This window comes from Nocardia pseudovaccinii (genome assembly GCF_050942345.1).
In the GTDB taxonomy this organism is placed as follows: domain Bacteria; phylum Actinomycetota; class Actinomycetes; order Mycobacteriales; family Mycobacteriaceae; genus Nocardia; species Nocardia pseudovaccinii.
In genome coordinates this window covers 2,083,814-2,107,977 of record NZ_CP192074.1, presented here as the reverse complement: position 1 = coordinate 2,107,977, position 24,164 = coordinate 2,083,814, and the positions used below count along the sequence as shown (strand labels likewise).

General features: G+C 66.2%; 22 protein-coding genes. 14 read left to right on the top strand and 8 right to left on the bottom strand.

From position 1 onward, the window contains the following. Positions 1–20: 20 nt before the first annotated feature. Entirely contained in the window at positions 21–281 is a 261-nt protein-coding gene (gene rsrA, locus ACQPZ2_RS09510; protein ID WP_327101779.1) for a mycothiol system anti-sigma-R factor, read from the bottom strand. 20 nt (positions 282–301) lie between these two features. Next, complete coding sequence (locus ACQPZ2_RS09505) at positions 302–943, bottom strand: sigma-70 family RNA polymerase sigma factor (RefSeq protein ID WP_062984334.1); 642 nt, start codon at positions 941–943, stop codon at positions 302–304. Positions 944–1,266: 323 nt separating this feature from the next. Between ACQPZ2_RS09505 and ybaK the strand changes: the two genes are divergently transcribed. Together ybaK and ACQPZ2_RS09495 are read left to right on the top strand one after the other, a co-directional pair. Next, a complete protein-coding gene (gene ybaK, locus ACQPZ2_RS09500; RefSeq protein WP_433525207.1) occupies positions 1,267–1,761 on the top strand; it encodes a Cys-tRNA(Pro) deacylase in 495 nt (164 codons plus the stop codon). 104 nt (positions 1,762–1,865) lie between these two features. Continuing rightward, positions 1,866–2,195 (top strand): hypothetical protein, encoded by a 330-nt coding sequence (locus tag ACQPZ2_RS09495; RefSeq protein ID WP_433525206.1) that lies wholly within the window; start codon positions 1,866–1,868, stop codon positions 2,193–2,195. 24 nt (positions 2,196–2,219) lie between these two features. Here the strand turns inward: ACQPZ2_RS09495 and ACQPZ2_RS09490 are convergent, their stop codons facing one another. Continuing rightward, on the bottom strand, positions 2,220–3,011 hold the full coding sequence (locus ACQPZ2_RS09490; RefSeq protein WP_433525205.1) for an SOS response-associated peptidase: 792 nt from the start codon (positions 3,009–3,011) through the stop codon (positions 2,220–2,222). 93 nt (positions 3,012–3,104) lie between these two features. Here ACQPZ2_RS09490 and ACQPZ2_RS09485 point away from each other — a divergent pair, with 93 nt between their 5' ends. From ACQPZ2_RS09485 to rsgA, 3 genes are all read left to right on the top strand, one after another. Next, the gene (locus ACQPZ2_RS09485) at positions 3,105–4,652 is read left to right on the top strand and encodes an aldehyde dehydrogenase family protein (RefSeq protein WP_433525204.1); all 1,548 of its coding nucleotides are present in this window, start codon (positions 3,105–3,107) and stop codon (positions 4,650–4,652) included. Positions 4,653–5,519: 867 nt separating this feature from the next. Next, complete coding sequence (aroA, locus tag ACQPZ2_RS09480; RefSeq protein WP_433525203.1) at positions 5,520–6,830, top strand: 3-phosphoshikimate 1-carboxyvinyltransferase; 1,311 nt, start codon at positions 5,520–5,522, stop codon at positions 6,828–6,830. Then, on the top strand, positions 6,827–7,813 hold the full coding sequence (gene rsgA / locus ACQPZ2_RS09475; protein ID WP_433527376.1) for a ribosome small subunit-dependent GTPase A: 987 nt from the start codon (positions 6,827–6,829) through the stop codon (positions 7,811–7,813). Before aroA ends, rsgA begins: the two co-directional genes overlap by 4 nt. Here the strand turns inward: rsgA and ACQPZ2_RS09470 are convergent, their stop codons facing one another. Next, positions 7,814–8,191: a nuclear transport factor 2 family protein gene (locus ACQPZ2_RS09470; protein WP_433525202.1), complete on the bottom strand. Its 378-nt coding sequence runs from the start codon at positions 8,189–8,191 to the stop codon at positions 7,814–7,816. A 97-nt stretch (positions 8,192–8,288) separates the two neighbouring features. Then, entirely contained in the window at positions 8,289–11,117 is a 2,829-nt protein-coding gene (secA, locus tag ACQPZ2_RS09465) for a preprotein translocase subunit SecA (protein WP_433525201.1), read from the bottom strand. Positions 11,118–11,704: 587 nt separating this feature from the next. On the opposite strand from secA, the gene ACQPZ2_RS09460 reads away from it, so the two are divergent. The 6 genes from ACQPZ2_RS09460 (at position 11,705) to bluB (ending at position 18,633) form a co-directional block, all read left to right on the top strand. Then, positions 11,705–13,117, top strand: coding sequence for a WS/DGAT/MGAT family O-acyltransferase (locus tag ACQPZ2_RS09460; protein ID WP_433525200.1), 1,413 nt, complete (start codon positions 11,705–11,707; stop codon positions 13,115–13,117). Between the two features lie 7 nt (positions 13,118–13,124). Further along, positions 13,125–13,682 (top strand): DUF6912 family protein, encoded by a 558-nt coding sequence (locus tag ACQPZ2_RS09455; protein ID WP_433527375.1) that lies wholly within the window; start codon positions 13,125–13,127, stop codon positions 13,680–13,682. Positions 13,683–13,855: 173 nt separating this feature from the next. Next, a complete protein-coding gene (locus ACQPZ2_RS09450) occupies positions 13,856–15,013 on the top strand; it encodes a ferredoxin reductase (protein ID WP_433525199.1) in 1,158 nt (385 codons plus the stop codon). A gap of 80 nt (positions 15,014–15,093) precedes the next feature. After that, positions 15,094–16,509 carry a fatty acid desaturase family protein gene (locus ACQPZ2_RS09445; RefSeq protein ID WP_433525198.1) on the top strand — a complete coding sequence of 472 codons (1,416 nt, stop codon included), beginning with the start codon at positions 15,094–15,096 and terminating at the stop codon, positions 16,507–16,509. Positions 16,510–16,608: 99 nt separating this feature from the next. Then, on the top strand, positions 16,609–17,856 hold the full coding sequence (locus tag ACQPZ2_RS09440; RefSeq protein ID WP_433525197.1) for a fatty acid desaturase family protein: 1,248 nt from the start codon (positions 16,609–16,611) through the stop codon (positions 17,854–17,856). 156 nt (positions 17,857–18,012) lie between these two features. Then, the gene (bluB, locus tag ACQPZ2_RS09435; protein ID WP_433527374.1) at positions 18,013–18,633 is read left to right on the top strand and encodes a 5,6-dimethylbenzimidazole synthase; all 621 of its coding nucleotides are present in this window, start codon (positions 18,013–18,015) and stop codon (positions 18,631–18,633) included. Positions 18,634–18,972: 339 nt separating this feature from the next. Here the strand turns inward: bluB and ACQPZ2_RS09430 are convergent, their stop codons facing one another. Further along, entirely contained in the window at positions 18,973–20,268 is a 1,296-nt protein-coding gene (locus tag ACQPZ2_RS09430; protein ID WP_433525196.1) for an acetyl-CoA C-acyltransferase, read from the bottom strand. Positions 20,269–20,691: 423 nt separating this feature from the next. Here ACQPZ2_RS09430 and ACQPZ2_RS09425 point away from each other — a divergent pair, with 423 nt between their 5' ends. From ACQPZ2_RS09425 to ACQPZ2_RS09415, 3 genes are all read left to right on the top strand, one after another. Then, a complete protein-coding gene (locus ACQPZ2_RS09425) occupies positions 20,692–21,396 on the top strand; it encodes a helix-turn-helix domain-containing protein (protein WP_433525195.1) in 705 nt (234 codons plus the stop codon). 12 nt (positions 21,397–21,408) lie between these two features. Then, positions 21,409–21,831: a hypothetical protein gene (locus ACQPZ2_RS09420; protein WP_433525194.1), complete on the top strand. Its 423-nt coding sequence runs from the start codon at positions 21,409–21,411 to the stop codon at positions 21,829–21,831. 79 nt (positions 21,832–21,910) lie between these two features. Next, the gene (locus tag ACQPZ2_RS09415) at positions 21,911–22,429 is read left to right on the top strand and encodes a hypothetical protein (protein WP_433525193.1); all 519 of its coding nucleotides are present in this window, start codon (positions 21,911–21,913) and stop codon (positions 22,427–22,429) included. Between the two features lie 72 nt (positions 22,430–22,501). Here ACQPZ2_RS09415 and hpf read toward each other — a convergent pair whose 3' ends face one another. Continuing rightward, complete coding sequence (gene hpf / locus ACQPZ2_RS09410) at positions 22,502–23,203, bottom strand: ribosome hibernation-promoting factor, HPF/YfiA family (RefSeq protein WP_084509631.1); 702 nt, start codon at positions 23,201–23,203, stop codon at positions 22,502–22,504. A 245-nt stretch (positions 23,204–23,448) separates the two neighbouring features. Further along, positions 23,449–24,093 carry a ComF family protein gene (locus ACQPZ2_RS09405; RefSeq protein WP_433525192.1) on the bottom strand — a complete coding sequence of 215 codons (645 nt, stop codon included), beginning with the start codon at positions 24,091–24,093 and terminating at the stop codon, positions 23,449–23,451. Between the last annotated feature and the right edge of the window lie 71 nt (positions 24,094–24,164).

Genomic DNA, 24,164 nt, shown 5'->3' with positions numbered 1-24,164 from the left:
TGTTTTTTCTGTTTCCGGAACTACTCGGTGGTCTCGACCCGCGTGACCGTGACGGATCGGCGGATTTCCAGGCTCAGCCGATCGCGCAGTGAATCCGGCGCCCGATCGCCGCCGCACTTGCGGCTCAGCAGGCTCTTGATCTTCTCCTCGATGCCGTAGGCCTCGATGCACGGTGAGCAGTGATCCATGTGGTGCTGCAGCCGGGCCCGGGTGGCATCGTCACATTCACCGTCGAGCATGAGCCAGACGTCGGCGAGCACAGCCGTGCAGTCCAACTCCATATCGGGGTCACGCTCCGTACTCACTGCTTGACCTCCTGGCGTTCCGCGCCGTTGCGGTTGAATCCACGTTCGCGCGCCACATCGGCGAGCAATCCTTTGAGCTGCTTGCGGCCGCGATGCAGCCGGGACATCACGGTACCGATGGGGGTGCCCATGATGTCGGCGATTTCCTTATATGGGAACCCCTCGACATCCGCGTAGTACACCGCCATCCGGAATTCCTCCGGCAGCTCCTGCAGTGCGGCCTTGATGTCGTCGTCCGGCAGCGCGTCCAGCGCCTCCACCTCGGCCGAACGCAGCCCGGTCGAAGTGTGCTCGGCGGTGGCGGCGAGCTGCCAGTCGGTGATCTCGTCGGTCGGATACTGCGCGGGCTGACGCTGCTTCTTGCGGTAGGAGTTGATGTAGGTGTTGGTCAGGATCCGGTAGAGCCAGGCACGCAGATTGGTGCCCTCCTTGAAGGATTTGAAGCCCTGGAAGGCCTTGACGTAGGTCTCCTGCACCAAATCCTCGGCATCGGCCGGATTCCGGGTCATGCGCAGCGCGGCACCGTAGAGCTGGTCGAGCAACGGGAGCGCATCGCGCTCGAACCGCTGCACCAGCTCGGCATCGTCGACCGCGGCGCCGACCGCACCGTCGGTCACCACGTCATCGTCGCTCGTCACACCAATCCCTTCGATCGCCGTACCTGCCAAATCTACAGGCGTGGCCAGATCGAGTGAGAACTGAGAGTCCCCCGCGGTGCTCTCGACGCGCCCGGAGGCGGTAGCGGAGCGTAACCACGTAGGGCGCCGGGAGCGCCGCCAATCGGACACCCGCGACGTCACCGGGCGTTCTTCGAGCAGAACCGGCACCGACCTCTCCTTCACGTCGTACGACCGCCGTGCGGCTTCCGTATCGCATGCAACATGTCCGCGCTCGACTGTGTTCCCATAGCGAACTCCCCGCACCGAAAAACGCGTTGCGGACCGCCATTAGGGTGACCGGCATGGCAGGAGCCTCGACCCCGGCGATCCGCACCCTGGCCAAGGCCGGTGTGGCCCACCGCGTACACGCGTACAAGCACGATCCGCGCGCCGACTCCTACGGCGGCGAGGCGGTCGACGCACTCGCCGCCGAGGTCGGGGTGACGGCGGCGCAGATCTTCAAGACGCTGGTGATCGAATTGTCGTCCGGCGCGCTCGCGGTCGCGGTGCTGCCCGTGCCGAATACCTTGTCGCTCAAGGCCGCTGCCGCGGCGCTCGGTGCACCCAAGGCGGCCATGGCGGATAAGGCGAAGGCCGAGCGAATCACCGGTTACGTACTCGGCGGCATCTCCCCGCTCGGCCAGCGCAAGCTGCTGCCCACCGTGGTCGATGCCTCGGCATTGGCCTGGGACCGCATGCTTTGCAGCGCGGGACGGCGCGGACTGGAGATCGAATTGGCACCGGTGGACCTGGTCCGACTCACCGATGCGGTAACCGCACCAGTCACATCCGTATAAATCCGCACCACGTCAGCAACATTTGTGCGTTACTGAACGGGCCCAGATCGTCCGACTCGAGGATGTGATGCGAAATGTCCGCGCGCCAGCGATTGTGCAGCACCGTGATCGTCACCCTGTTCGGAGTTCTCCTGCTCACCAACGGCCCGGTCGCGCTGCTTGCGCCTACGGCCACCGCCGCACCGGGCAGCCCCCTGGTGATCGACGTCAACGACTTCCCGTTCGACGAGCACGTCGTTGACGACGGACCGAAGAAGAACAACACCCCGACGAAGGATGAGAAGGCCGACAAGGCCGAGAAGCTGGGCGGCGGCGTCGCAGGCAAGGTCATCGACATGTACGGCGGCGTCGCCCGAAAGGTGATCGACCTGGGCGGCGGTATCGCCAAGTGCGCGCTGAATATCGTGACGGACAGCGTGAAGTGCCAGCTCTGAGTCGATGAACGGCGGGCCGGGCGATCACAGCAAGCTGATCTGCCCGGCCTTTTCCGTACCGGCCCGAGAGTCCAACCGCGCCAACAACTCCGGACCGTTATTGCGCACACTGTTGACCAGCGACGAGACCGGACGCGCCACAATGCCAGCCACCGATTCCTCGGCCGGCGTCTCGAGCAGGGTGGCCGGCGCCGGATGATCCGGATCCAGCCAGGCCGCCCAATTCTCCTGCGGCATGGGCAGCGGCATCCGATCGTGGATACGGGTGAGCTCACCGACGGCGTCGGTGGTCAGGATGGTGCACGACAGCAGCGGTTCGCTCTCCTGCTGTGAACGGTCCCGCCACACCGACCACAATCCGGCCATATACAGCCGTGAGCCATCGGCATTCGCCATGAAGTACGGATGCTTCGCGACCTTGCCCTTGGCCCCGGCATCCGGTTCGACCAACCACTCGTACCAGCCGTCCATCGGAACCAGACAGCGGCGATATTTCACCGCATCGCGAAATGACGGCGTGGTCGCCGCCTTGTCTGCGCGGGCATTGAACAGCGGTTTGCCCTTGACCGGCACGCCCGGTTCGGCGGCCTTGGTCCAGACCGGGATCAGGCCCCAGCGCATCCGCCGGACGCGCAACTTGGGGTCGTCCTCCGAGTGCCCATGCTCATGGCGCTCCACCACGGTCAGCACCTGGGTCGTCGGCGCGACGTTGTAGTTGGCGGAACCGCCGTTGTCAGCGGTCGGCGTCTCGTCGATGGCGTCCAGTTCGGCGGCGAGCCGACCGGGATCGGTAGTTGTCGCATATCTGCCGCACATATCTCGATACTTGCACGCGGCGCCGACAGACTCGGGAAGAATTGACGGGAGGGGTGACCTGGTGAGAGTTGTGGCATAGCATCATCTCAGAGAATGGTCGTTAACTTATCTCGGCAAGAGGAGAGACCAACCGTGACAACCATCGAGACCACCCCAGCGGCGCCACAGACGGCGCTGACATCGGTCGATCCGGCCACCGGAGAGGTCATCGCCACCCATACCATCGCGGATGCGGACGCGGTACGCGCCGCCGTCGCCAAGGCCCGTACCGCCGCCGCCACCTGGGGCGGACTGAGCTTCGACGAGCGGCGCAAACATCTGCTGCGCTGGTCGAGCCAGTTGGTCGCGGACTCCGCGGAGTTCACCGCGCTCATCCACAAGGAGAACGGCAAACCACTCGACGACGCGTTCCTCGAATTGATGCTCGCGCTCGAGCACATCGCCTGGGCGGCCAAGAACGCCAAGAAGGTGCTGTCGCCGAAGAAGATCTCCCCCGGCGCGCTGATGGCGAACTTCTCCGCGCGCTTGGAGCAGCGCCCGCTCGGTGTCATCGGCGTGATCGGTCCGTGGAACTATCCGGTCTACACCCCGAACGGCTCCATCGCCTACGCCCTGGCCGCGGGCAATGCCGTCGTCTTCAAGCCGAGCGAATTCTCCACCGGCATCGGCAATTTCCTCTCCGATGCGTTCAAGAAGGCCAATCCGGAACTGCCCGAAGGTGTCTTCGAGACGGTCAATGGTTACGGCGCGACCGGCGCCGCGCTGGTTCAGGCCGGGGTGGACAAGATCGCGTTCACCGGCTCCACCGCGACCGGCAAGAAGATCATGGCAGCGGCCGCCGAATCGCTGACCCCGGTGCTGCTGGAATGCGGTGGTAAGGATGCGGTGATCGTCGCGAGCGATGCCGATGTGAAGGCCGCGGCCGATGCGGTCGCCTGGGGCGCCACCGCCAATAGTGGCCAGACCTGCGCCGGTGTAGAGCGGGTTTACGTCGATCGCTCGGTGCGCGACGAATTCGTCGCCGAGGTCGAGCGCATTCTGAAGGACATCAAGCCGGGCTCGGACGCTGATGCTTCCTACGGTCCGATGACCATGCCCAGCCAGATCGATGTCGTGCGTCGCCATATCGATGACGCGCTGAAGAACGGCGGCACCGCGGTGCTCGGCGGGCCGGAGTCGGTCAAGGGTCCGTTCATCGAGCCGGTCGTGCTCGTCGATGTGGACGAGAACTCCGAGGCCGTGGCCGAGGAGACCTTCGGCCCGACCGTCACCATTCGCACGGTGGACGGCGTCGACGAGGCGGTCGAGCTGGCGAACAAGTCCAAATACGGCCTGTCCTCGGCGGTCTACTCGAAGAAGAACGGCCTGGAGATCGCGCGCAGGCTGCGCGTCGGCGCGACCTCGGTGAACTCCGTACTCGCCTTCGCCGCCATCGCGGGCCTGCCCTTCGGCGGTGTCGGCGATTCCGGAATCGGGCGCATCCACGGCGAGCCCGGCCTGCGCGAATTCGCCCGGCCGCATTCGATCGCGGTGCAGCGCTTCGCGATTCCCGGCATGGCACTGCTCAGCTACTCGCGGACCCAGTCCACCATGAAGCTGCTGCGTCGCATGGTCCCGATCCTGCACGGACGCCACAAGTAGGTTTGCTGGGCTCGCACGTCGCGGGCGAGCCCAGGCACCCTGCCGAACACCGAGAAGCGAGTCTTACGAGCGACGTTCACGGCCGCCTCGCGTCCGAACCGCCAAAGCGCATGCGCCGCAGGCGCGGCATCCGGCAGGCGTGCGCCAGGTGCCGAACGTCCCGCCCCGTCAACCACCACGGAGCGAGTCTTACGAGCGACCGTTCGCGGCCCGTCTCGCGTCCGAGCCGTCGAAGCGCATGCGCCGCAGGCGCGGCATCCGGCAGGCGTGCGCCAGGTGCCGAACGTCCCGCCCCGTCAACCACCACGGAGCGAGTCTTACGAGCGACCGTTCGCGGCCCGTCTCGCGTCCGAGCCGTCGAAACGCATGCGCCGCAGGCGCGGCATCCGGCAGGCGTGCGCCAGGTGCCGAACGTCCCGCCCCGTCAACCACCACGGAGCGAGTCTTACGAGCGACCGTTCCCGGCCCGTCTCGCGTCCGAGCCGTCGAAACGCATGCGCCGCAGGCGCGGCATCCGGCAGGCGTGCGCCAGGTGCCGAACGTCCCGCCCCGTCAACCACCACGGAGCGAGTCTTACGAGCGACCGTTCCCGGCCCGTCTCGCGTCCGAGCCGTCGAAACGCATGCGCCGCAGGCGCGGCATCCGGCAGGCGTGCGCCAGGTGCCGAACGTCCCGCCCCGTCAACCACCACGGAGCGAGTCTTACGAGCGACCGTTCGCGGCCCGTCTCGCGTCCGAGCCGTCGAAGCGCATGCGACGAAGTCGCGAGTCTCGACGGCTCGGACGCGAGACACCCGGGGGCCGCGAACCCGCGGCGCCGCAGGCGCCGCAAATCAAACACAGCCCAGCCCGTGTGTCCGGTGACGCGATGGGCGAAGATGGACGGGTGAGTTTCTGGCCAGCGCCCCATGTCAGTGTCCCCGTGCACGCGACCGTGACCCTGCCCGGATCGAAATCGATCACGAATCGGGCACTGATCCTGGCCGCACTCGCCGAGGGTCCCTCAACCATTTCCGGCGCGCTGCGCAGCCGCGACACCGAACTCATGATCGGCGCCCTGTGCGCATTGGGCGCACGGATCGAGGGCGACGCCGACACGCTGACCGTGACACCCGCGCCGCTGCACGGCGGTACCGTCGACTGCGGCCTGGCCGGCACCGTGATGCGGTTCCTCCCCCCGGTCGCGGCCCTCGCCACCGGCGATGTCGCCTTCGACGGTGACGAGCAGGCCCGAGTTCGCCCACTCGGCACCATCCTTGAGGCACTGCGCCGGATCGGCGCGGAAATCGAGGGCGACGCACTGCCGTTCACGGTGCACGGCACGGGTGCGCTGCGCGGCGGCTCGGTCACCATCGATGCCTCCGGGTCGTCCCAGTTCGTCTCCGGACTGCTGCTGTCGGCAGCCCGGTTCGACGAGGGCATCGTGGTACACCACGACGGCAAGGCACTGCCCTCGATGCCGCATATCGAGATGACGGTGGAGATGCTGCGGCGCGCCGAGGTCGCCGTCGATGCACCGGCCGACAGCCGCAAGGCCCAGACCTGGACCGTCGCCCCCGGCCCGATCCGCGCGGTGAACTGGGATGTGGAGCCGGACCTGTCCAATGCCACGCCCTTCCTGGCCGCGGCCGCCGTCACCGGCGGCGAGGTCCGCATCCCGCACTGGCCGCGCCTGACCACCCAGCCCGGTGATGTGATCCGGGAGATCCTGGTGCGGATGGGGGCCGAGGTCACCCGGTTCGACGGTGTGCTGACCGTGCACGGCCCGGAGCGCCTGGCCGGTATCGATATCGATCTGCACGATGTCGGCGAGTTGACCCCGACCGTGGCCGCCCTTGCGGCACTTGGGGATTCGCCGTCCCGGCTGCGCGGCATCGCACATCTGCGCGGGCACGAGACCGATCGGCTCGCGGCCCTGTCCACCGAGATCAACCGGCTCGGCGGCAATGTCACCGAGACCGAGGACGGACTCGAGATCATTCCGGCCCCGCTGCGCGGCGGCAACTGGCATTCCTATGCCGACCACCGAATGGCAACGGCCGGTGCGATTCTCGGACTCCGGGTGCCCGGCGTGGCGATCGAGGATATCGGCACCACGGCCAAGACGCTGCCCGGATTCGTCGGCCTGTGGGAGCAGATGCTCGATCCCACGCTCACCGATCAGGGAGCGGCCCGCTGAGACGTCGCGATTACGACGAATCGGATGTCCGGGTGCGCCCGGGCAAGTCGTCTCGTCCACGCACGAAAACCCGTCCGCAGCACAATGATGCGGAATCGGCCATGGTCGTTTCGGTGGACCGCGGTCGCTGGGGTTGCGTGCTCGGCGGCGATCCGGACAAGCTGATCGTCGCTATGCGGGCCAGGGAACTGGGCCGCACCCCGATCGTCGTCGGCGATCAGGTCGACGTGGTCGGCGATCTATCCGGCAGACCCGATACCCTGGCCCGCATCGTCCGCGTCGGGGAACGCCGAACCGTCCTGCGCCGCACCGCCGATGACACCGATCCGTTCGAACGGATCGTCGTCGGCAATGCCGAACAGCTGTTCATCGTGGTCGCCCTCGCCGATCCGCCGCCGCGCACCGGTTTCGTCGAGCGTGCCATGGTCGCCGCGTATGCCGGTGGACTGCAACCGATTCTGTGTCTGACCAAACACGATCTTGCCGCCGAATCCGAATTCGCCGCCGCCTTCGACGATCTCGACCTCACCATCATCTACGGCGGCATCGACGACCCGAGCGAACCGGTCCTCGATCTGCTCACCGACCGACTCACCGCCTTCATCGGCCACTCCGGCGTCGGCAAATCGACGCTGGTGAATCGCCTTGTGCCCGATGCGGATCGGGCGGTCGGCGAGGTCTCCGGCGTGGGCAAGGGCAAACACACCTCAACCCAATCCGTGGCCCTGCCGCTCCCGCAGGGCGGTTGGGTCATCGACACACCTGGCGTCCGTTCCTTCGGACTGGCTCACATCACGCCCGACGATGTCATCGCCGCCTTCACCGATCTGGCCGCCGCCATCGAGGATTGTCCCCGCGGCTGCACCCATCTCGGTCCGCCCGCGGACCCCGAATGTGCGCTGGATACCTTGCCCGGCAAGGAACGCCGCGTCGCCGCGATCCGCCTCCTGCTGACCGCGCTGAACTCCAACGAATCCTGGTAGTCAGTGCCCGTCGGCCTGTTCAGGCGCGAAGGGCCACTCCTCGAATCGGTCGCACAGACCGGCGGAGTCGAACCGCAATACCCACAGATCCCGCCAGCGCGACAACGTGTCCCACCGATACTCCACGCCCACCCGCACCACGGCGGTCGAATCCTCTACCGCGACAACCTCGGCTGCCATCGTGAACGCCTCGTCCGGCCCACTGCGCTCGGCCTCCCAGAACACCTCGAGCGGTTCGAGACCGACGATCGGATCCGCCCACGGCGACACCAGATACTCGACATCGCGGGTGAACAGCTCCTCGAGCATCGCGGTACCCGGCGCACGCCAGGCCCGTTCATAACCACCGACCCATTTCTCGACAGCGTCCCGGTCCACGCCTCGTAAGCTACTCCGCCGCACCACCCCTCGTGGCCGGTTCACCGACGCCGAAGGCGCCCATGGACTCGAGTCCATGGGCGCCTTCGTGATCGAATCAGTGCCGACGACGCGTCTTCGGTGCGCGCTTCGGCTTGGCCTGTGCGCGGGCCGCCTCGCGGCGCTCACGGCGAGTGCTGCCATCGCCGTACTCCTCGGCATCACTGTGCACCGCGGCGTGGCCGCCCTCGTCCGGACCCGAATAGTGGAAGCCGTTGTTGGCCCGGGAATCGCTGATCCCCTTGGCGCGCAACGCCGCGGGCGCACCATTGCCGACCGGCGCTTCCTGGGTGGGCAATGGACGCGGCGCGGTGGCGCCGACCGGCGAGCGCAGGCCGGGATCGACCGCGACGCCCTCGGGCTGCGGCTGCTGCACCTCGACCTGCAGGTTGAACAGGAAGCCGACCGACTCCTCCTTCAGGCCTTCCAGCATCGCGGCGAACATGTCGAAGCCCTCGCGCTGGTATTCGACCAGCGGATCGCGCTGCGCCATGGCACGCAGGCCGATGCCCTCCTTGAGGTAATCCATCTCGTAGAGATGCTCGCGCCACTTGCGGTCCAGCACCGAAAGCAGCACCTGGCGTTCGAGATTGCGCATCGAACCCTCGCCCGCCAGACCGTCGATCTGCTGTTCACGCTTCTCGTAGGCGTCGTGCGCGTCATCGAGCAGCGATTCGACCAGCTCGTCCTTGGTCAGATCGCCCGCCTCGCCGATACCGGTCTCACCGGTCAGCTCCTTGTAGTCCAGGCTCACCGGGTACAGCGTCTTCAGCGCGGTCCACAGCTTGTCCAGATCCCAGTCCTCGACATAGCCCTCGGCGGTAGCGCCGTCGGCGTAGGCGGTGATCACGTCGGTGATCATCTCCTGGACCTGGCCCTCCATATCCTCGCCGCGCAGGATCCGGTTGCGCTCGCCGTAGATGACGGTGCGCTGCTGGTTCATCACCTCGTCGTACTTGAGCACGTTCTTGCGGATCTCGAAGTTCTGCTGCTCGACCTGGGTCTGCGCGCTCTTGATGGCCTTGGAGACCATCTTCGCCTCGATCGGCACATCGTCGGGCAGGTTGAGCCTGGTCATGATGGCTTCGAGTGCGGCGCCGTTGAAGCGCCGCATCAACTCGTCGCCCAGCGACAGATAGAACCGGGACTCACCCGGGTCACCCTGACGGCCGGAACGACCGCGCAGCTGGTTATCGATACGGCGCGATTCGTGCCGCTCGGTGCCGAGCACATACAGGCCGCCGGCATCGCGCACCGCGTCGGCGTCCTCGGCGGTCTGCTCCTTGACCCGCTCCAGCGTCGGCAACCACGCGGCCTGGTACTCCTCCGGCGTCTCCACCGGATCCAGACCCTCCTTGCGCAGGATGATGTCGGTGATGATGTCCGGGTTACCGCCGAGCACGACGTCGGTACCGCGACCGGCCATATTCGTCGCGACCGTCACCGCGCCCGGGCGACCGGCCTCGGCGATGATCTCGGCTTCCTTCTCGTGGAACTTCGCGTTCAGCACGTTGTGCGCGATGCCGCGCTTGGTGAACTGCTTGGACAGGTACTCCGAGCGCTCGACGCTGGTGGTACCGATCAGCACCGGCTGGCCCTTCTCGTTCCGTTCGGTGACATCGTCGACCACGGCCGAGAATTTGGCCTCTTCGGTCTTGTAGATCAGATCGGACTGGTCCGCGCGGACCATCGGCTTGTTCGTCGGAATCGGGACCACGCCGAGGCTGTAGATCTGGTGCAGCTCGGCGGCCTCGGTCTCAGCGGTACCGGTCATACCCGAAAGCTTGTCGTAGAGGCGGAAGTAGTTCTGCAGCGTGATGGTGGCCAGAGTCTGGTTCTCCGGCTGGATCTCGACGTTTTCCTTCGCCTCGATCGCCTGGTGCATGCCCTCGTTGTAGCGGCGCCCGACCAGGATGCGGCCGGTGAATTCGTCGACGATGATGACCTCGCCGTCGCGGACGATGTAGTCCTTGTCCCGGTGGTAGAGCTCCTTGGCCTTGATGGCGTTGTTCAGGTAGCTCACCAGCGGCGAATTCGCCGCCTCGTAGAGGTTGTCGATGCCGAGCTGATCCTCGACGAACTCCACGCCCGCCTCGTGCACACCGATGGTGCGCTTCTTGATATCGACCTCGTAGTGCAGGTCCTTCTTCAACAGTGGTGCGATGCGGGCGAATTCGGCGTACCACTTCGAAGAGGCGTCGGCCGGGCCCGAGATGATCAGCGGGGTGCGGGCCTCGTCGATGAGGATGGAGTCGACCTCGTCGACCACGGCGAAGTTGTGCCCGCGCTGGACCAGATCGTCCAGCGAGTGGGTCATATTGTCGCGCAGGTAATCGAAGCCGAATTCGTTGTTGGTGCCGTAGGTGATGTCGGAGTTGTAGGACTCGCGACGCTCGGCCGGGGTCATACCCGACAGGATCACGCCGACGCTCAGCCCGAGGAAGCGATGCACACGGCCCATCCACTCGGCATCGCGCTTTGCCAAGTAGTCGTTGACCGTGACGACGTGCACGCCGTCGCCGGAGATCGCGTTGAGGTAGGCGGGCAGCACACAGGTCAGGGTCTTGCCCTCACCGGTCTTCATCTCGGCGATATTGCCGAGGTGCAGCGCCGCGCCACCCATGATCTGCACCTTGTAGTGCTTCTGGTTCAGCACCCGCCAGGACGCCTCACGGGCCACCGCGAACGCCTCCAGGAGCAGATCGTCCAGCGTTTCGCCGTCGGCGTAGCGGTCCCGGAATTCATCGGTCTTGGCACGCAGCTCGTGGTCGGTGAGCTCCTCGATCTCGGGCCCGAGCGCGAGGACCTCTTCCGCGAGGTGGGCGAGCCGCTTGACCGTGCGTCCCTCACCAATCCGTAGCAACCTCGTCAGTGTCAGCGCAGGCACGGGTCTCGTCAGTCCTCTGGTCGGTGTGTCAAATGTTCGGCTGTCACCCGGGGCGGGCAGTGTGCACATGGCCCCGCCGAGCACGGCGGAATCCGCAGCACGCTTCATGGTAATGCGGCATCCATGTTAGGTGCCGATGACCAGCGACATAGCGCCGCATCCGCCGCTACCGCCGAGGCGGCAGCCGTTTCTTTTCACCGTACCCGTGTGTCGGCGCTCGGATCGGCTGGGAATCCGATGGACCGGAACCTGTTTCAGCGCGGGTGTCATACGATGTAAGTCGTTCGTCGTGCCGGACGCCGCGAGCCCTGCCTACCAGGGACGACCCGTTATCCGACGGCACGTGACGACACCAAGGGGCAGCGCGGCTCAAAAGGCATCCGTTATGCGGCACCCCGATTAATGTGTGCGAATCGAGTTCCTCCGGTCTCGAACCAATGCAGCCTTCCACGGAACCATGCGTGGGTAAAGGGTTGCGCGAATATCGCTGGATATGCCACAGGGGGCAGGACGAACCGTTGTGGGCGACCACAATGGGCGATGAGACGGCTCGGGTGGGAGCCACATCGGAAGGAGCACCGGGCAGCGTGATCACGAGATTGACGCCGCAGGACGCGTCGTTCTATGGGCTCGAGTCGAGTAGCAATCCGATCCATATCGGCTCTCTCGCGATCGTCCGAGGTAGCGACTCCGCACGGGGGGAAACGGCACTCGACTACGACGGACTGGTCGATCTGGTGGAGAGCAGGCTTTCCCTGGTCCCCCGCTATCGCAGGAAGGTCCGCGAAATCCCGTTCGCGCTCGGCCGCCCGGTCTGGGTCGAGGACAGCCATTTCGATATCACATATCACATCCGCCGCTCCGCACTGCCCGAGCCGGGCAACGATTGCCAGCTGCACGACCTGGTGGCGCGGCTGGCGTCACGACCACTGGATCAGAGCCGCCCGCTGTGGGAGATGTATTTGATCGAGGGCCTGGCCGAGGGCCGGTCCGCGATCTTCACCAAAACCCATTCGGCGCTCGTCGACGGGGATACCGCACTCGAGATCGGGCACGTCATCCTCGATACCAGCGCATCACCGCGCGGTATCGCCGATTACGCCTGGGTGGCACCGCGCGAACCCAACGAGATGGAACTTCTGATCGGTGCGCTCACCCACCTGGCCGCGCAGCCGCGCGAGGCGCTCCAGGTGGCGCGCGACGCGAGCGCGCACGCGTTCTCGGTGGTCGCGGCCGCGGGCAAGGCGGTGGATTCGATGGTCTCGGCCGTGCGCACGGCCGCCATCGGCGCACCCGACAGCCCGCTCAACGCCAAGACCTCGCGCAACCGCCGCTTCGATGTGGTGCGCACGGATCTGGAGGACTACCGCAAGATCCGCAAGCGCTTCGAATGCTCGATCAATGATGCGATCCTGGCCGTCGTCACCGGGGCGCTGCGCAATTGGCTGCTCTCCCGCGGTGAGGCGCTCACCGAATCGACCGTGCTGCGCGCGGTGGTGCCGATGTCGGTCTATGTCGAAGGCATCGACGACCAGCTGAAACCGGCCAGCGAGGTCTCCTCGTTCCTCATCGATCTGCCGGTGGGCGAACCGAATCCGGTGATGCGCCTATCGCATATCTCCCATGCCACCGAGGCCAACAGCAAGCATCGGCGCGGCGTGCGGGCGCGCACCCTGGTGCACCTGGCCGGCTTCGCTCCGGCGAGCCTGCATGCGATGAGTGTGCGGGCGGCGAGTACGTTCGCAGAGCACACGTTCAATCTGGTGATCACCAACGCACCGGGTCCGCAGACCCCGATGTATATCGGCGGCGCGCGGATGCTGGAGATGTATCCGGTGTCGCCGCTGCTGCGCAACCAGGCCTCGAGCATCGGGATCACGTCCTATGACGGACGCGTCTTCTACGGACTCAACGCCGACCGCGACGCGATGGCCGATATCGGCGTGCTGGCCGCGTCGGTGCACGAGTCCATGGAGGAGATGCTCGGTGCCTGCGTCTGAGAACACCATGCGGGTCTATATCCCCGCCACCGTGCCGATGCTGCGTGAGCTCGTCGCGGACCGGGAACTGCGCCCGGTCGGCGGCACCGCCTTCGCGGTCACGCCGACACTGCGCGAGGCCTATGCCTCCGGTGACGACGAAGAATTGGCCGAGGTCGCGATGGCCGAGGCCGCGCGGGCCTCGCTGCGCCTGCTGGCCGCCGAGCGCGAGGAGGCCACCGAGGCGTCCGACGACGGGGACGAGGACGCCGACGACCCCGCCACCTCCTACCACAGCCCGGTCTATCGCCGCGCGGTCATCGCCGCCGACGTGACCGGTGCGAAGCTGCGCCCCGACCTCGACGACGCGGTGGTGCGATTGGCCGGACCGATCGGCTACGACCGGATCGCCTCGGTGCACGTCGACCTGGCCGAGGCCGAACCCGAGGTGGCCAAGGCGGTCGATGTCGTCGATGCCGCCGACCTCGGCGACGCCGATGCCGAATTCGTGCTGGGTGATGCCGAGGACCATCAGCTGGCCTGGTATGCCGCCCAGGAGCTGCCGTTCCTGCTCGAATTACTGTGACCGAGCGCCAGCGAGTGAACCAAAAACGCAGGCCCTGCGGGCACTGCGGACCCGAGCGCCAGCGAGGTGGAGCCGTGACCGGCAACCTCCACATTCCGCACTAACCTACGATGCCGTAACCTGGCTGCGAGGCGGCTTCACCGGTCGCTACGACAGGGAGACGAACGGCGGCAATGGTCTTGAAAAAAGCGGCACTCTCGGTGCGCACGGTCCGGGAGTGGCTGGAGGCTCCGGCGGCGGAAGTCGCCGAACGCGGTGGACGGCTGAACGTACTGCGCGGCGCCGTCGCGCGCGTCACCACGCCACTGCTGCCCGACGACTATCTGCACCTGGCGAATCCACTGTGGTCGGCGCGCGAGCTGCGCGGCCGAATTGTCGAGGTACGCAAGGAAACCGCCGATTCGGCCACCCTGGTCATCAAGCCGGGCTGGGGCTTCGACTGGAAATACGAGCCGGGGCAATACATCGGCATCGGCATCCTGGTCGACGGCCGCTGGCACTGGCGCTCGTACTCGCTGACCTGCCCGCCGAACTGGACCGACCCGGAACACCGCGGCAAGCGGCTGATCTCCATCGCGGTCAAGGCGATGCCCGAGGGTTTCCTGTCCAGCCACCTTGTCAGCGGTGTCGCCGCGGGCACCATCGTCCGGTTGGCCGCACCGCAGGGCGGTTTCGTGCTGCCGTCGCCGCCGCCGGAGAAGGTGCTGTTCCTCACCGCGGGCAGCGGTATCACCCCGGTGATGTCCATGCTGCGCGCGCTGGATCGCCGCGACATGGTCACCGATGTCGTGCATGTGCACTCCGCGCGCACCCACGACGATGTGATGTTCGGGGCCGAACTGCGCGATCTGCACGATCGCCGCCCCAGCTTCTCCTCGCATCTGCACCTGACCGATGAGCAGGGCCGGTTCTCCCTCACCACACTGGACGAACACTTCCCGGATTGGCGCGAGCGCCAGACCTGGGCCTGCGGTCCGGCCGCCATGCTCGACGAGATCGAACAGCATTGGCGTGCGGCCGACATCAGCGACCGGCTGCATGTCGAGCGCTTCGAGATCGAGCGCTCCGCCGTCGGCGAGGGCGGCACGGTCACATTCGACAAGACCGGGCGCACCGTACAGGTCGACGGCGCGACCAGTCTGCTGGAGGCGGGAGAATCCGCCGGTGTGCAGATGCCGTTCGGCTGCCGGATGGGCATCTGCCAAACCTGTGTCGTCACACTGACTTCCGGACATGCCCGCGATCTGCGCAATGGTGACGAGCGCCGCGAGGGTGACAAGGTGCAGACCTGTATCTCGGCCGCGGCAGGCGACTGCGCACTCGACGTCTGAGACAGCGACACTCGCAGACGCACCCTCGGGGGGATCCGACAGGTACCCTCGAGGTACATCCAGTCAGGGAAAGGACCCCGGTGGCCATCACCGATATCAAGGCGTTCGCCCATCTCACGGCGGCCGACATCGAAACACTGGGGCAGGAACTCGATTCCATCCGACGCTCCGTCGAGCTGTCCCGCGGTGAACATGACGCCAAGTACATCCGGCGCACGATCGCGGCGCAGCGCGGGCTCGAAGTGCTCGCGCGTGGTGTGCTGTTCGGCAGCCGCAACCGGTGGGCCTGGCTGACGGGGACGGCTCTGCTGTCGGTCGCCAAGATCATCGAGAATATGGAGCTCGGGCACAACATCAGCCACGGGCAATGGGACTGGATGAACGATCCGGAAATCCACTCCAGCACCTGGGAGTGGGATATGACCGGGCCGTCGGTGCAGTGGCGGCGGGCGCACAACTATTCACACCACACCTACACCAATGTGCTCGGCAAGGATGAGGACCTCGGCTTCGGCATCCTGCGGATGACCCGCGACGAGCAGTGGCGGCCGATCCATCTGATCCAGCCGCTGGCCAATATCCTGCTCGCGGCCACCTTCGAATGGGGTATCGCGCTGCACGACTGGAGCATCGAGAAGGAGCTCGCCGGCACTCCGCGCAAGCAGCTGATGTCGGAGCCGAACAAGGACTTCGCTCGCAAGATCGGCCGTCAGGTGGCCAAGGACTTCCTGATCTACCCGGCGCTCACCGGACCGGCATTCAAGTCCACGCTGAAGGCGAATGCGACCGCCAACCTGGTGCGCAACCTGTGGGCCTACGCGGTGATCTTCTGCGGCCACTTCCCCGACGGCGCCGAGAAATTCGCCATCGAACAGCTCGAGGGCGAGACCAGCGGCGAATGGTATCTGCGCCAGATGCTCGGCAGCGCCAACTTCAAGGCCGGACCCGCCATGGCCTTCATGAGCGGCAATCTCTGCTACCAGATCGAACATCACCTGTTCCCCGACCTGCCCAGCAACCGGTATCCGGAAATCGCCGAGCGGGTCCGCGAACTGTGCGACAAGTACGACCTGCCCTACACCACCGGCTCGCTCGGCAAGCAGTATCTGCTGGCCTTCCGGACCATCCACAAGCTCGCACTACCGGACCGCTTCCTCAAGCGCACCGCCGACGACGCACCGGAGACCTCCTCGGAGCGCAAGTTCGCCGGTGTCTCACTGCCCGCCATGCCGTCGATGCCGAATGCCGAGCGCTGGGCCGACAAGTGGAACGAGACGCACTGGCTGCCCGTCGACCCCGAGACCGGAAAGCGTCGCGGCCTGCGTTCGGCGCTGAACGAGGCCAAGGTGGTGTTGCGGGAAAAAGCTCGGCACGAGAAGGAAGTGCTGCGCGAGGCCAAGCTGGCGCTGCAGGAAAAGGCACGTCAGGAGAAGGCGACACTGCAGCGAAAGGCCATGCGCGAGCGAGCGACCCGTCGCATCCGACGACGGCGATGAGATAGCATCCCCCAGCGACGTTTGCAATGCGGGATTTGCCACATCCCGGAGGCGGTCCTCACAACCTACGGTCTCGTAACTTACGGTACTGTAACCGCCATGGCGATCTCGGATGTCAAGGAATACGCGCACCTCACCGAAGCCGATGTGGAGGCACTCGGTGCGGAGTTCGACGCGATCCGGCGCGATATCGAGTCCTCGCGCGGTGCTCGCGACGCGCGGTATATCCGCAATGTCATCCGCCTGCAGCGTGCGCTCGAGATCAGCGGCCGCACGGTGCTGTTCGCCAGTTTCCTGCCGCCCGCCTGGCTCGCCGGTGTTGCCCTGCTCAGCACGGCCAAGATCATCGAGAATATGGAGATCGGGCACAACGTCATGCACGGGCAGTGGGACTGGATGAACGATCCGGAAGTCCACTCCAGCACCTGGGAATGGGATAACACCGGCCCGTCCAAGCACTGGAAGCAGACGCACAACTACCTGCACCACAAGTACACCAATGTCCTCGGCATGGACGACGACATCGGCTACGGCCTGCTGCGCGTCACCCGGGATCAGCGGTGGAGGCCGTTCAATATCGGCAATCCGGTCTACAACCTGGTGCTGCAGCTGTTCTTCGAATACGGCGTCGCGATCCAGCATCTGGAGCTCGGCAAGGTGCACCGGCTGAAGGAGGGCTCGCCGGAGCGGGCCGCATTCGAGGTCAAGCGCCGCGAGGTGCTGGTCAAGATCGGCAAGCAGGTCGGCAAGGATTACCTGCTGTTCCCGCTGCTCACCGGGCCCGCGTTCTTCTCGACGCTCACCGCGAACCTGACCGCCAATGTCATCCGCAATATCTGGACCAATGCGGTGATCTTCTGCGGCCACTTCCCGGACGGCGCGGAGAAATTCACCAAGGCCGATATCGACGGCGAATCCAAGGGCCAGTGGTACCTGCGCCAGATGCTGGGCAGCGCCAATATCTCCGGCGGTCCGGTGATGCACTTCATGACCGGCAACCTGAGCCACCAGATCGAACACCACCTGTTCCCGGATCTGCCGAGCAACCGCTACGCCGATATCGCGGTCCGGGTACGCGCCCTGGCCGAGAAGTACGACCTGCCCTACACCACCGGCTCGCTTCCCGTGCAGTACTTCAAGTCCTGGCGCACCATCCTGAAGCTGGCGCTGCCGAACAAGTACCTGCGCGCGACCGCCGACGATGCCCCCGAGACCGCCTCGGAGCGCAAATTCGACGGTGCCACGATGCCGAGCTTCGACCCGGTTACCGGTAGGCGTCGCGGTCTGCGCACGGCACTGAAGGATGGGCGCCGCCGGTTCGCCCGCCGGGCCGTTTCCGTCGCCTGACGCACAGTCGCACCGAAGGCGCCCGCGGAAGTCCGTGGGCGCCTTCGCCTTTCGATGGGCTGGCCATTCCGGGCGCGGCGGGCTCGTGGTATCCGCCTGGGCCTCGGCGGGAGCGCCGGTTGCGGCTGGTTGACTGAGGGTGTGCGTGCTGAAGATCTGAGCGTTTACGAGGCCATCCGGATACGGCGGGATGTACGGGCCGAATTCACCGGTGACCTCGTCGACGATGCGTCGCTGTGGCGGATACTCGATGCCGCACATCGCGCGCCCAGTGTCGGCAACTCACAGCCGTGGGACTTCATCGTGGTGCGCGAGCATGCGACGCTGCGGAAGTTCGCGGACCATGTCGCGCAGAAGCGGATCGAATTCCGGGACGCACTGCCGCCGGAGCGGGCGGCGACCTTCGACCCGATCAAGATCGAGGGCATCACCGAGAGCGGCACCGGCATCGTGGTCACCTACGACCACGACCGCGGCGGCCCGCAGGTCCTCGGCCGCGCCACAGTTCCCGAAACCGGCATCTACTCGGCGGTTCTCGCAATCCAGAACCTCTGGCTGGCCGCCACCGCCGAGCAGATCGGCGTCGGCTGGGTCTCGTTCTACGACGCCGAATTCCTCACCGACCTGGTCGGCCTACCCGACGGCATCCGCCCCGTCGCCTGGCTGTGCCTCGGCCCGGTAGCCGAATTCCAACGCGTACCCGACCTCGAACGCTTCGGCTGGCGCACCGGCCGCCCCCTCACCGAAGCCGTCCACCAGGAAACATTCCGCGCCTGAGATCGAGCGCTGGCGCTTCGGACTCGAAGATAGTCAAATGGCGGCCGAAAACCCCACCACCACTATTTGACGACGCTCGGCGAACTCTCGAGAACGCAACCACAGCCGGTCGACTGCGCTGGGAGCCGCGGGCCTGCGTACCCAAGTGCGGGAGGTAAGCCGGGTACGACACACGAGGTGCCCAGCACTGCACAGGCAAACCACAGACCGTCAAACTATTCCTGGGCCAGCAGAACCCCGAGAAGTCGGTGCAAGACAACAGGACCCACCGCAGCACGCCCAGAGAAGCCCATCCCTCGCCCGATGGTCGAATCGGCGCGGAACACGGGTGGCCGACGGCTATCGGACTCGTTCGAGCACGGCCGAGGCGCCGATTCCGCCTGCGGCGCAAATGCCGAGCAGGGCGGCGTTCTTTCCGGTGCGGGCCAACTCGTTGGCCATGGTGGTGACCATGCGTGCGCCGGTCGCGCCGAACGGATGTCCGAGCGATACCGAACCGCCGTGCACGTTGAGCTTGTCGATATCGATCTCGCCGACCGCGGTGTCGCGATCGAGGCGGGTCTTGGCCCACTCGTCGCTGTTCAGTGCGGCGAGCACGGACAGCGTCTGGGCCGCGAATGCCTCGTGGATATCGACGAGATCGATATCGCTCAGCGACATTCCGGCCTTGTCGAGGGCGCGCGGCATGGAGATGGCCGGGCCGATCAGCACCTGATCGGCCGGGTCGACGCTGACGTAGCTCCAGGAGCGGACGGCCGCCAGCGGACGGTAGCCGAGGGCGTGCGCCCGCTCCTCGCTCATCAGCAGTACCGCGGATGCGCCGTCGGTGAGCGGGCTGGCATTGCCTGCTGTCACGCTGCCGTCGCGGGCGAAGACCGGCTTCAGCTTCGCCAACTTCTCGACACTGGTATTCGCGCGGACCAGTCCGTCACGCGTGACATCCGTGCCTTCGGGGGTGCGCACCCGCAGCACCTCATCGTCGAAGCGGCCCGAATCGATGGCCGCGGCGGCCCGGTGATGTGAGCGCGCGGCGAATTCGTCCTGATCCGCGCGGCTGATCCCGTGGATCCGGGCCATCTTCTCGGCCGACTCCCCCATCACCTCGCCGGTGGTGCGTTCGGCGATCTTCGGTCGGCTCGGCAGCAGATCGGTGAAAGGCGCGAGCTGACGCGCCGCCGCCAGATAATCCTTCGGCTTCGGCTTGCCGAGTGCGAGCGGCGCACCGGCGTGCACCAGCTTCTGCGGCAACTTCACCTCGGCATTACTGGTCGAATCGCTGCCGCCGGCGATCATGATGTCGTATTCGCCGCGCTCGATGGCCGCCACCGCCGAGGTGATCGCCTGGAGTCCGGAGGCGCACGCCCGCGTCACCGTGTACCCCTCGCACCCGGGGTCGAGACCGAGATCCAGTGCGATCTCCCGCGCGATATTCGGTGCGGCACTCGGCAGAATCACGCCGCCCCACACGATTGCCTGCACCTGCGCTCCGGGCAGGCCGGTCCGCTCCAACAGCCCACGCACCGCGGCATCGGCCAGCGCGATCGAATCCATCCGCGTGTAATCGCCGAACGCCTTGACGAACGGCGTGCGCGCACCGGAAACAATGACGGCACGGCGAGCAGCATTGGTAGCCATGGGATTTTCTCCTCGAGAGATCTACTCCACAAACTTACTTGAAAGTAAGTTCGAGGTCCAGACCCCGCAAGCGCCCGGCTCAGCGATCCCCTCCATTGCCGCTGAGCCGGGCATTCTCAACCGTCCCGCTGCGCCCGATTTCGCAAGCGCAGGGGTAACTCCTCGGGCACGCCCTGAAGCGGGCCCGGCACTCAACCGCCGGCCCGCGACGACGCTGTCGGGGCACCCCGCGCCGGCAAAAGGCCCGGGGAGGCGGATGAGCGGCGCCTGTCCCGGCGAACGCCCCTGCTCGTCCCGGAACCCGCAAGGTCGACGTCGACACCACTCGGCGCGAGGAAACAGTAGCAATCTTTCTATTAGTTTTTCAAACCTTTTCTACGAAGTTGTCATTTCTGCCAAAGAACCTCTAGCATGAGGCTCACTATGCAAAGCCCTTCGGAGCTGTCGCGACATAAGCGCTTCGGCCGAATCATCAAGGAACGCCGCGACGAACTCGGCCTCACCCAGATGCAGATCGGCGATCTGGGAGGGCCCTCGGCGCCGACGATCCGCAAGATCGAAGACGGCGATGCGACCATCAGCACGCACACCCTGAACAAACTCGACGCGCCGCTGCGCTGGCTGCCCGGCAGCGCGGCGCGCACCTACGCGGGCGGCGATCCGACCACGCACGAGGTCGCGACGCACACCCCCGGTACCGACGACTCGATCGTCTCCGGACCCGACTCGATCCGATTCGAACTTTCCGACCTGACCGGACTGCTCGCCGCCGCCGGTCGGCTCAACGATGCGGTCGAGCGCGGCCGGACCACCGAACCCCATCTGGTGGCGGCCATTTCGGATCTCAACGGGGTGGTCTCCCGGCTCTCCGCGCGCTATGCCACCGCCATGCTGGAACGCAACGGCGGACCGGGCAAAACACTGCATCCGTTGGTCGCAATGGCGTTCTCGCATCTGCTCGACGTGCCCGCCGAGTCCAGCGACCCCGCCGACCTGGAGGAACGCCGCTATCGCCGCTGGCTGGCCGGACGCGCGGAGGATGTGGACGCTGGCACCGAGGGCCGCTTCCGCGCACGTTGGCTGGCGGCCAATCCCGGTGCGGCAGCTATTCGAAACGGCAAGCAGTAGAGGGCAGTACAGATGATCGACGATGCGACGAACCGAGCGCGACTGACACTGAGCCACAAGGTGAATCGACTATTCGCGACCGTGCATCCGCGGTCGGAGCCCGAGCGCACGACGGCCGCGGTGGCCGAACAGGTCGGTGCGCAATTGGGCCGCACCGTCCCGGAGGACCAGCTCGACCGGTTGCGGCGCGGCGAATTCGACTCGGCGCCGGTCGGATCCGAACTGCTCAGCGCCATCGCACAGTGCTTCGGCGTGAGCGCCGACTATCTGACCACCGCGGGTGCGGCGGCGGCCGCGATCGATCGGGAACTCGAATTGCTCGCCACCATGCGCGATGCCAATGTCGCCAGCATCGCGCTGCGCGGATCCGATGTCGATCTCACCACGCTGACCGCGCTCATCCACCGCGCGGATCAACCGGCCGAGCGACCGTAGAACGGGCAGTTTCCGAACAGTCGGTAGCATCGTCAGTTGCATGGGGCGGGACCGCAGCGCTGTAGGAGATTGCCGACGAATGCCGGGTATGGAGAACAGGTTCCGGGAAGTATCCCGGGACGTACCGATACCGTCCCCGTGGAATCTGACCGCATACCTCGATGCCGTCGCCGACCATCGCGGTCGCACCATCACCCTGCAACCGGTCGACACCGCATTGCTCGCGGGCACCGGCTGCGGCACCGGCAGCGGTCTGTGGATTGCCAAGCGCGACAGCGACATCATCGTCTACGGCGCCGACACCACCGAATGGCATGCCGAGCACATCATCGTCCACGAACTGGGGCATATGCTGCTCGGCCACGGACCGGAATCGGGGACCGAAACCCCCGCGCCACAACCGATGTCGGCCCTCGCGGACCTACTGCCCTCGATTTCCGCGGAGTCCATCGCCTACGTGCTCGGGCGCAGCGATTACGCATCCGTCCGCGAACGCGATGCCGAAACCTTCGCCGACCTGGTCATGTTGCAGGCCATGCGCCCGCAGCGCCGAGATTCCGTGCTGCACAGAACCTTTTTCCGCGAACGCAGGCACTGACGGCAGATACGCAAATTCTCCGGGCATTCAGCTGATGCGCCGAATACCCGGAGAACGAGGGTCAGCGCTGTACTACGCGAGCCGGATCAGGCCGTAGTCGAATGCGTGGCGACGGTAGACGACAGACGGTCGGTCGGTCTCTTTGTCCTGGAAGAGGAAGAAGTCGTGCCCGACGAGCTCCATCTGGTAGAGGGCGTCGTCGACCGACATCGGGGTCCCGGAATGGACCTTGGTTCGGACGATATGGCCGGGACCGGCCGCGTAATCCGGGGATTCCGTTTCGTGCCGGCTACGTTCGGCCTCGGGGTGCTCGTGTGCGGTGGCGCCCTCCGCCTGGGCGAACAGGGAGTCATCGATCAGATCGGCGGTCGCCTCGGCCACCGAGACCGGGGTCTTGTCCCCGTAGTGGACGCGGCGGCGATCCTTGGTTCGACGCAGTCGGCTCTCCAGCTTGGCGGTCACCGATTCGAGGGCGGCGTAGAAGCTGTCCGCACATGCCTCCGCCCGGACGACCGGGCCCTTGCCTCGCGCGGTGATCTCGACGCGCTGGCAGGCCTTACGCTGACGACGATTGCGTTCGTGGAACAACTCCACATCGAAGATGAATATCGACGGATCGAAGCGTTCTACACGGGAGAGTTTCTCCGCGACGTAAATTCGGAAATGGTCGGGAACCTCCACATTGCGGCCCTTCACCACGACATCGCCGCGCGGGGCGCGAGGTCGGTCCGCTGTGGATTGCTCTGTCGCATCCAGGGTGCTGTCATCGAGCACCGAGGCCTGTGTTTCTTTCACAGCGAGGGCGTCTTTCACTGAAGGTCGTGAAGAAGTCGTCACGCGTACCTCCCGGATATGGCCGCACAGACCAGCGTGCGTGCGGCGGGATGAGCCGTGCCGATAGACAATCTCTCGGCACATGATGTCCGAGGCGCCACCTCCAAACTCCCGGTTCGGGTGTGTGATCGCGACGCTAGTACGTCAACGGGCGGTCCGCCACTGTTCACGCAAATTTCCCGGAGTCAAGCCGAACACGTCACCAGCACGGCACGTACCGGCACCCCGATCCGCTCGAGCGCGCGTACCGATTCGCGGGCAGTAGCGCCGGTCGTGAGCACATCGTCGACCAGTACGACCTCGGCATTCGCCGCGATTTCCGACCCGGCTCCGGTACCTGGCCTGGCCATGATCCGACCGCGCAGATTGTGTTGTCGCTCACCGACTGTCAAGCCCACCGAATCGCGCACACCCCACCACACCCGCAACATCGGTATCACCCGGCTATCCGGGAGCCACCGGGCCGCCGCCCGCGTCGTGCGCACCACCGGATCTCCGCCGCGGCGGCGCGCGGCCCCCCGCCGACTCGGCGCCGGGATCAATACCAACGACCGCTGGTCATCGCGCAGCCACGCCAGGCCATCCGCAAGTGCCAGCCCCACCGGCTCGGCCAGATCGCGGCGCCCGTGCTCCTTCGCCGCGAGCACCGCCCGCCGGGCCGGACCCGCGTACGAGGCGAGCGCCCAGCACGGCACACCCGGATCGGCGCGTGGCCACACCCGCGTCGGCGGCTCAGCCAGGGTGGCCGCACAGTCCGCACACCAGCCCACACCCGCCACACCGCATCCGGCACAGGCCGTCGCCAGGATCAGATCCAACAGGTTTCGCATCGCCCGAGTCTGCGCCCACCCACCGACAGATTCGCGAATATCGGTGTCGCAGTATTCGTTTCGGTGCCGAC

Excerpts from the sequence above, each read along its gene's own strand:
- rsrA (WP_327101779.1), bottom strand. The coding sequence starts at position 281 with ATGGAGTTGGACTGCACGGCTGTGCTCGCCGACGTCTGGCTCATGCTC.
- ybaK (WP_433525207.1), top strand. The coding sequence starts at position 1,267 with ATGGCAGGAGCCTCGACCCCGGCGATCCGCACCCTGGCCAAGGCCGGT.
- ACQPZ2_RS09490 (WP_433525205.1), bottom strand. The coding sequence starts at position 3,011 with ATGTGCGGCAGATATGCGACAACTACCGATCCCGGTCGGCTCGCCGCC.
- ACQPZ2_RS09485 (WP_433525204.1), top strand. The coding sequence starts at position 3,105 with ATGGTCGTTAACTTATCTCGGCAAGAGGAGAGACCAACCGTGACAACC.
- aroA (WP_433525203.1), top strand. The coding sequence starts at position 5,520 with ATGGGCGAAGATGGACGGGTGAGTTTCTGGCCAGCGCCCCATGTCAGT.
- ACQPZ2_RS09455 (WP_433527375.1), top strand. The coding sequence starts at position 13,125 with ATGCGGGTCTATATCCCCGCCACCGTGCCGATGCTGCGTGAGCTCGTC.
- ACQPZ2_RS09450 (WP_433525199.1), top strand. The coding sequence starts at position 13,856 with ATGGTCTTGAAAAAAGCGGCACTCTCGGTGCGCACGGTCCGGGAGTGG.
- ACQPZ2_RS09440 (WP_433525197.1), top strand. The coding sequence starts at position 16,609 with ATGGCGATCTCGGATGTCAAGGAATACGCGCACCTCACCGAAGCCGAT.
- ACQPZ2_RS09430 (WP_433525196.1), bottom strand. The coding sequence starts at position 20,268 with ATGGCTACCAATGCTGCTCGCCGTGCCGTCATTGTTTCCGGTGCGCGC.
- ACQPZ2_RS09425 (WP_433525195.1), top strand. The coding sequence starts at position 20,692 with ATGCAAAGCCCTTCGGAGCTGTCGCGACATAAGCGCTTCGGCCGAATC.
- ACQPZ2_RS09420 (WP_433525194.1), top strand. The coding sequence starts at position 21,409 with ATGATCGACGATGCGACGAACCGAGCGCGACTGACACTGAGCCACAAG.
- ACQPZ2_RS09415 (WP_433525193.1), top strand. The coding sequence starts at position 21,911 with ATGCCGGGTATGGAGAACAGGTTCCGGGAAGTATCCCGGGACGTACCG.
- ACQPZ2_RS09405 (WP_433525192.1), bottom strand. The coding sequence starts at position 24,093 with ATGCGAAACCTGTTGGATCTGATCCTGGCGACGGCCTGTGCCGGATGC.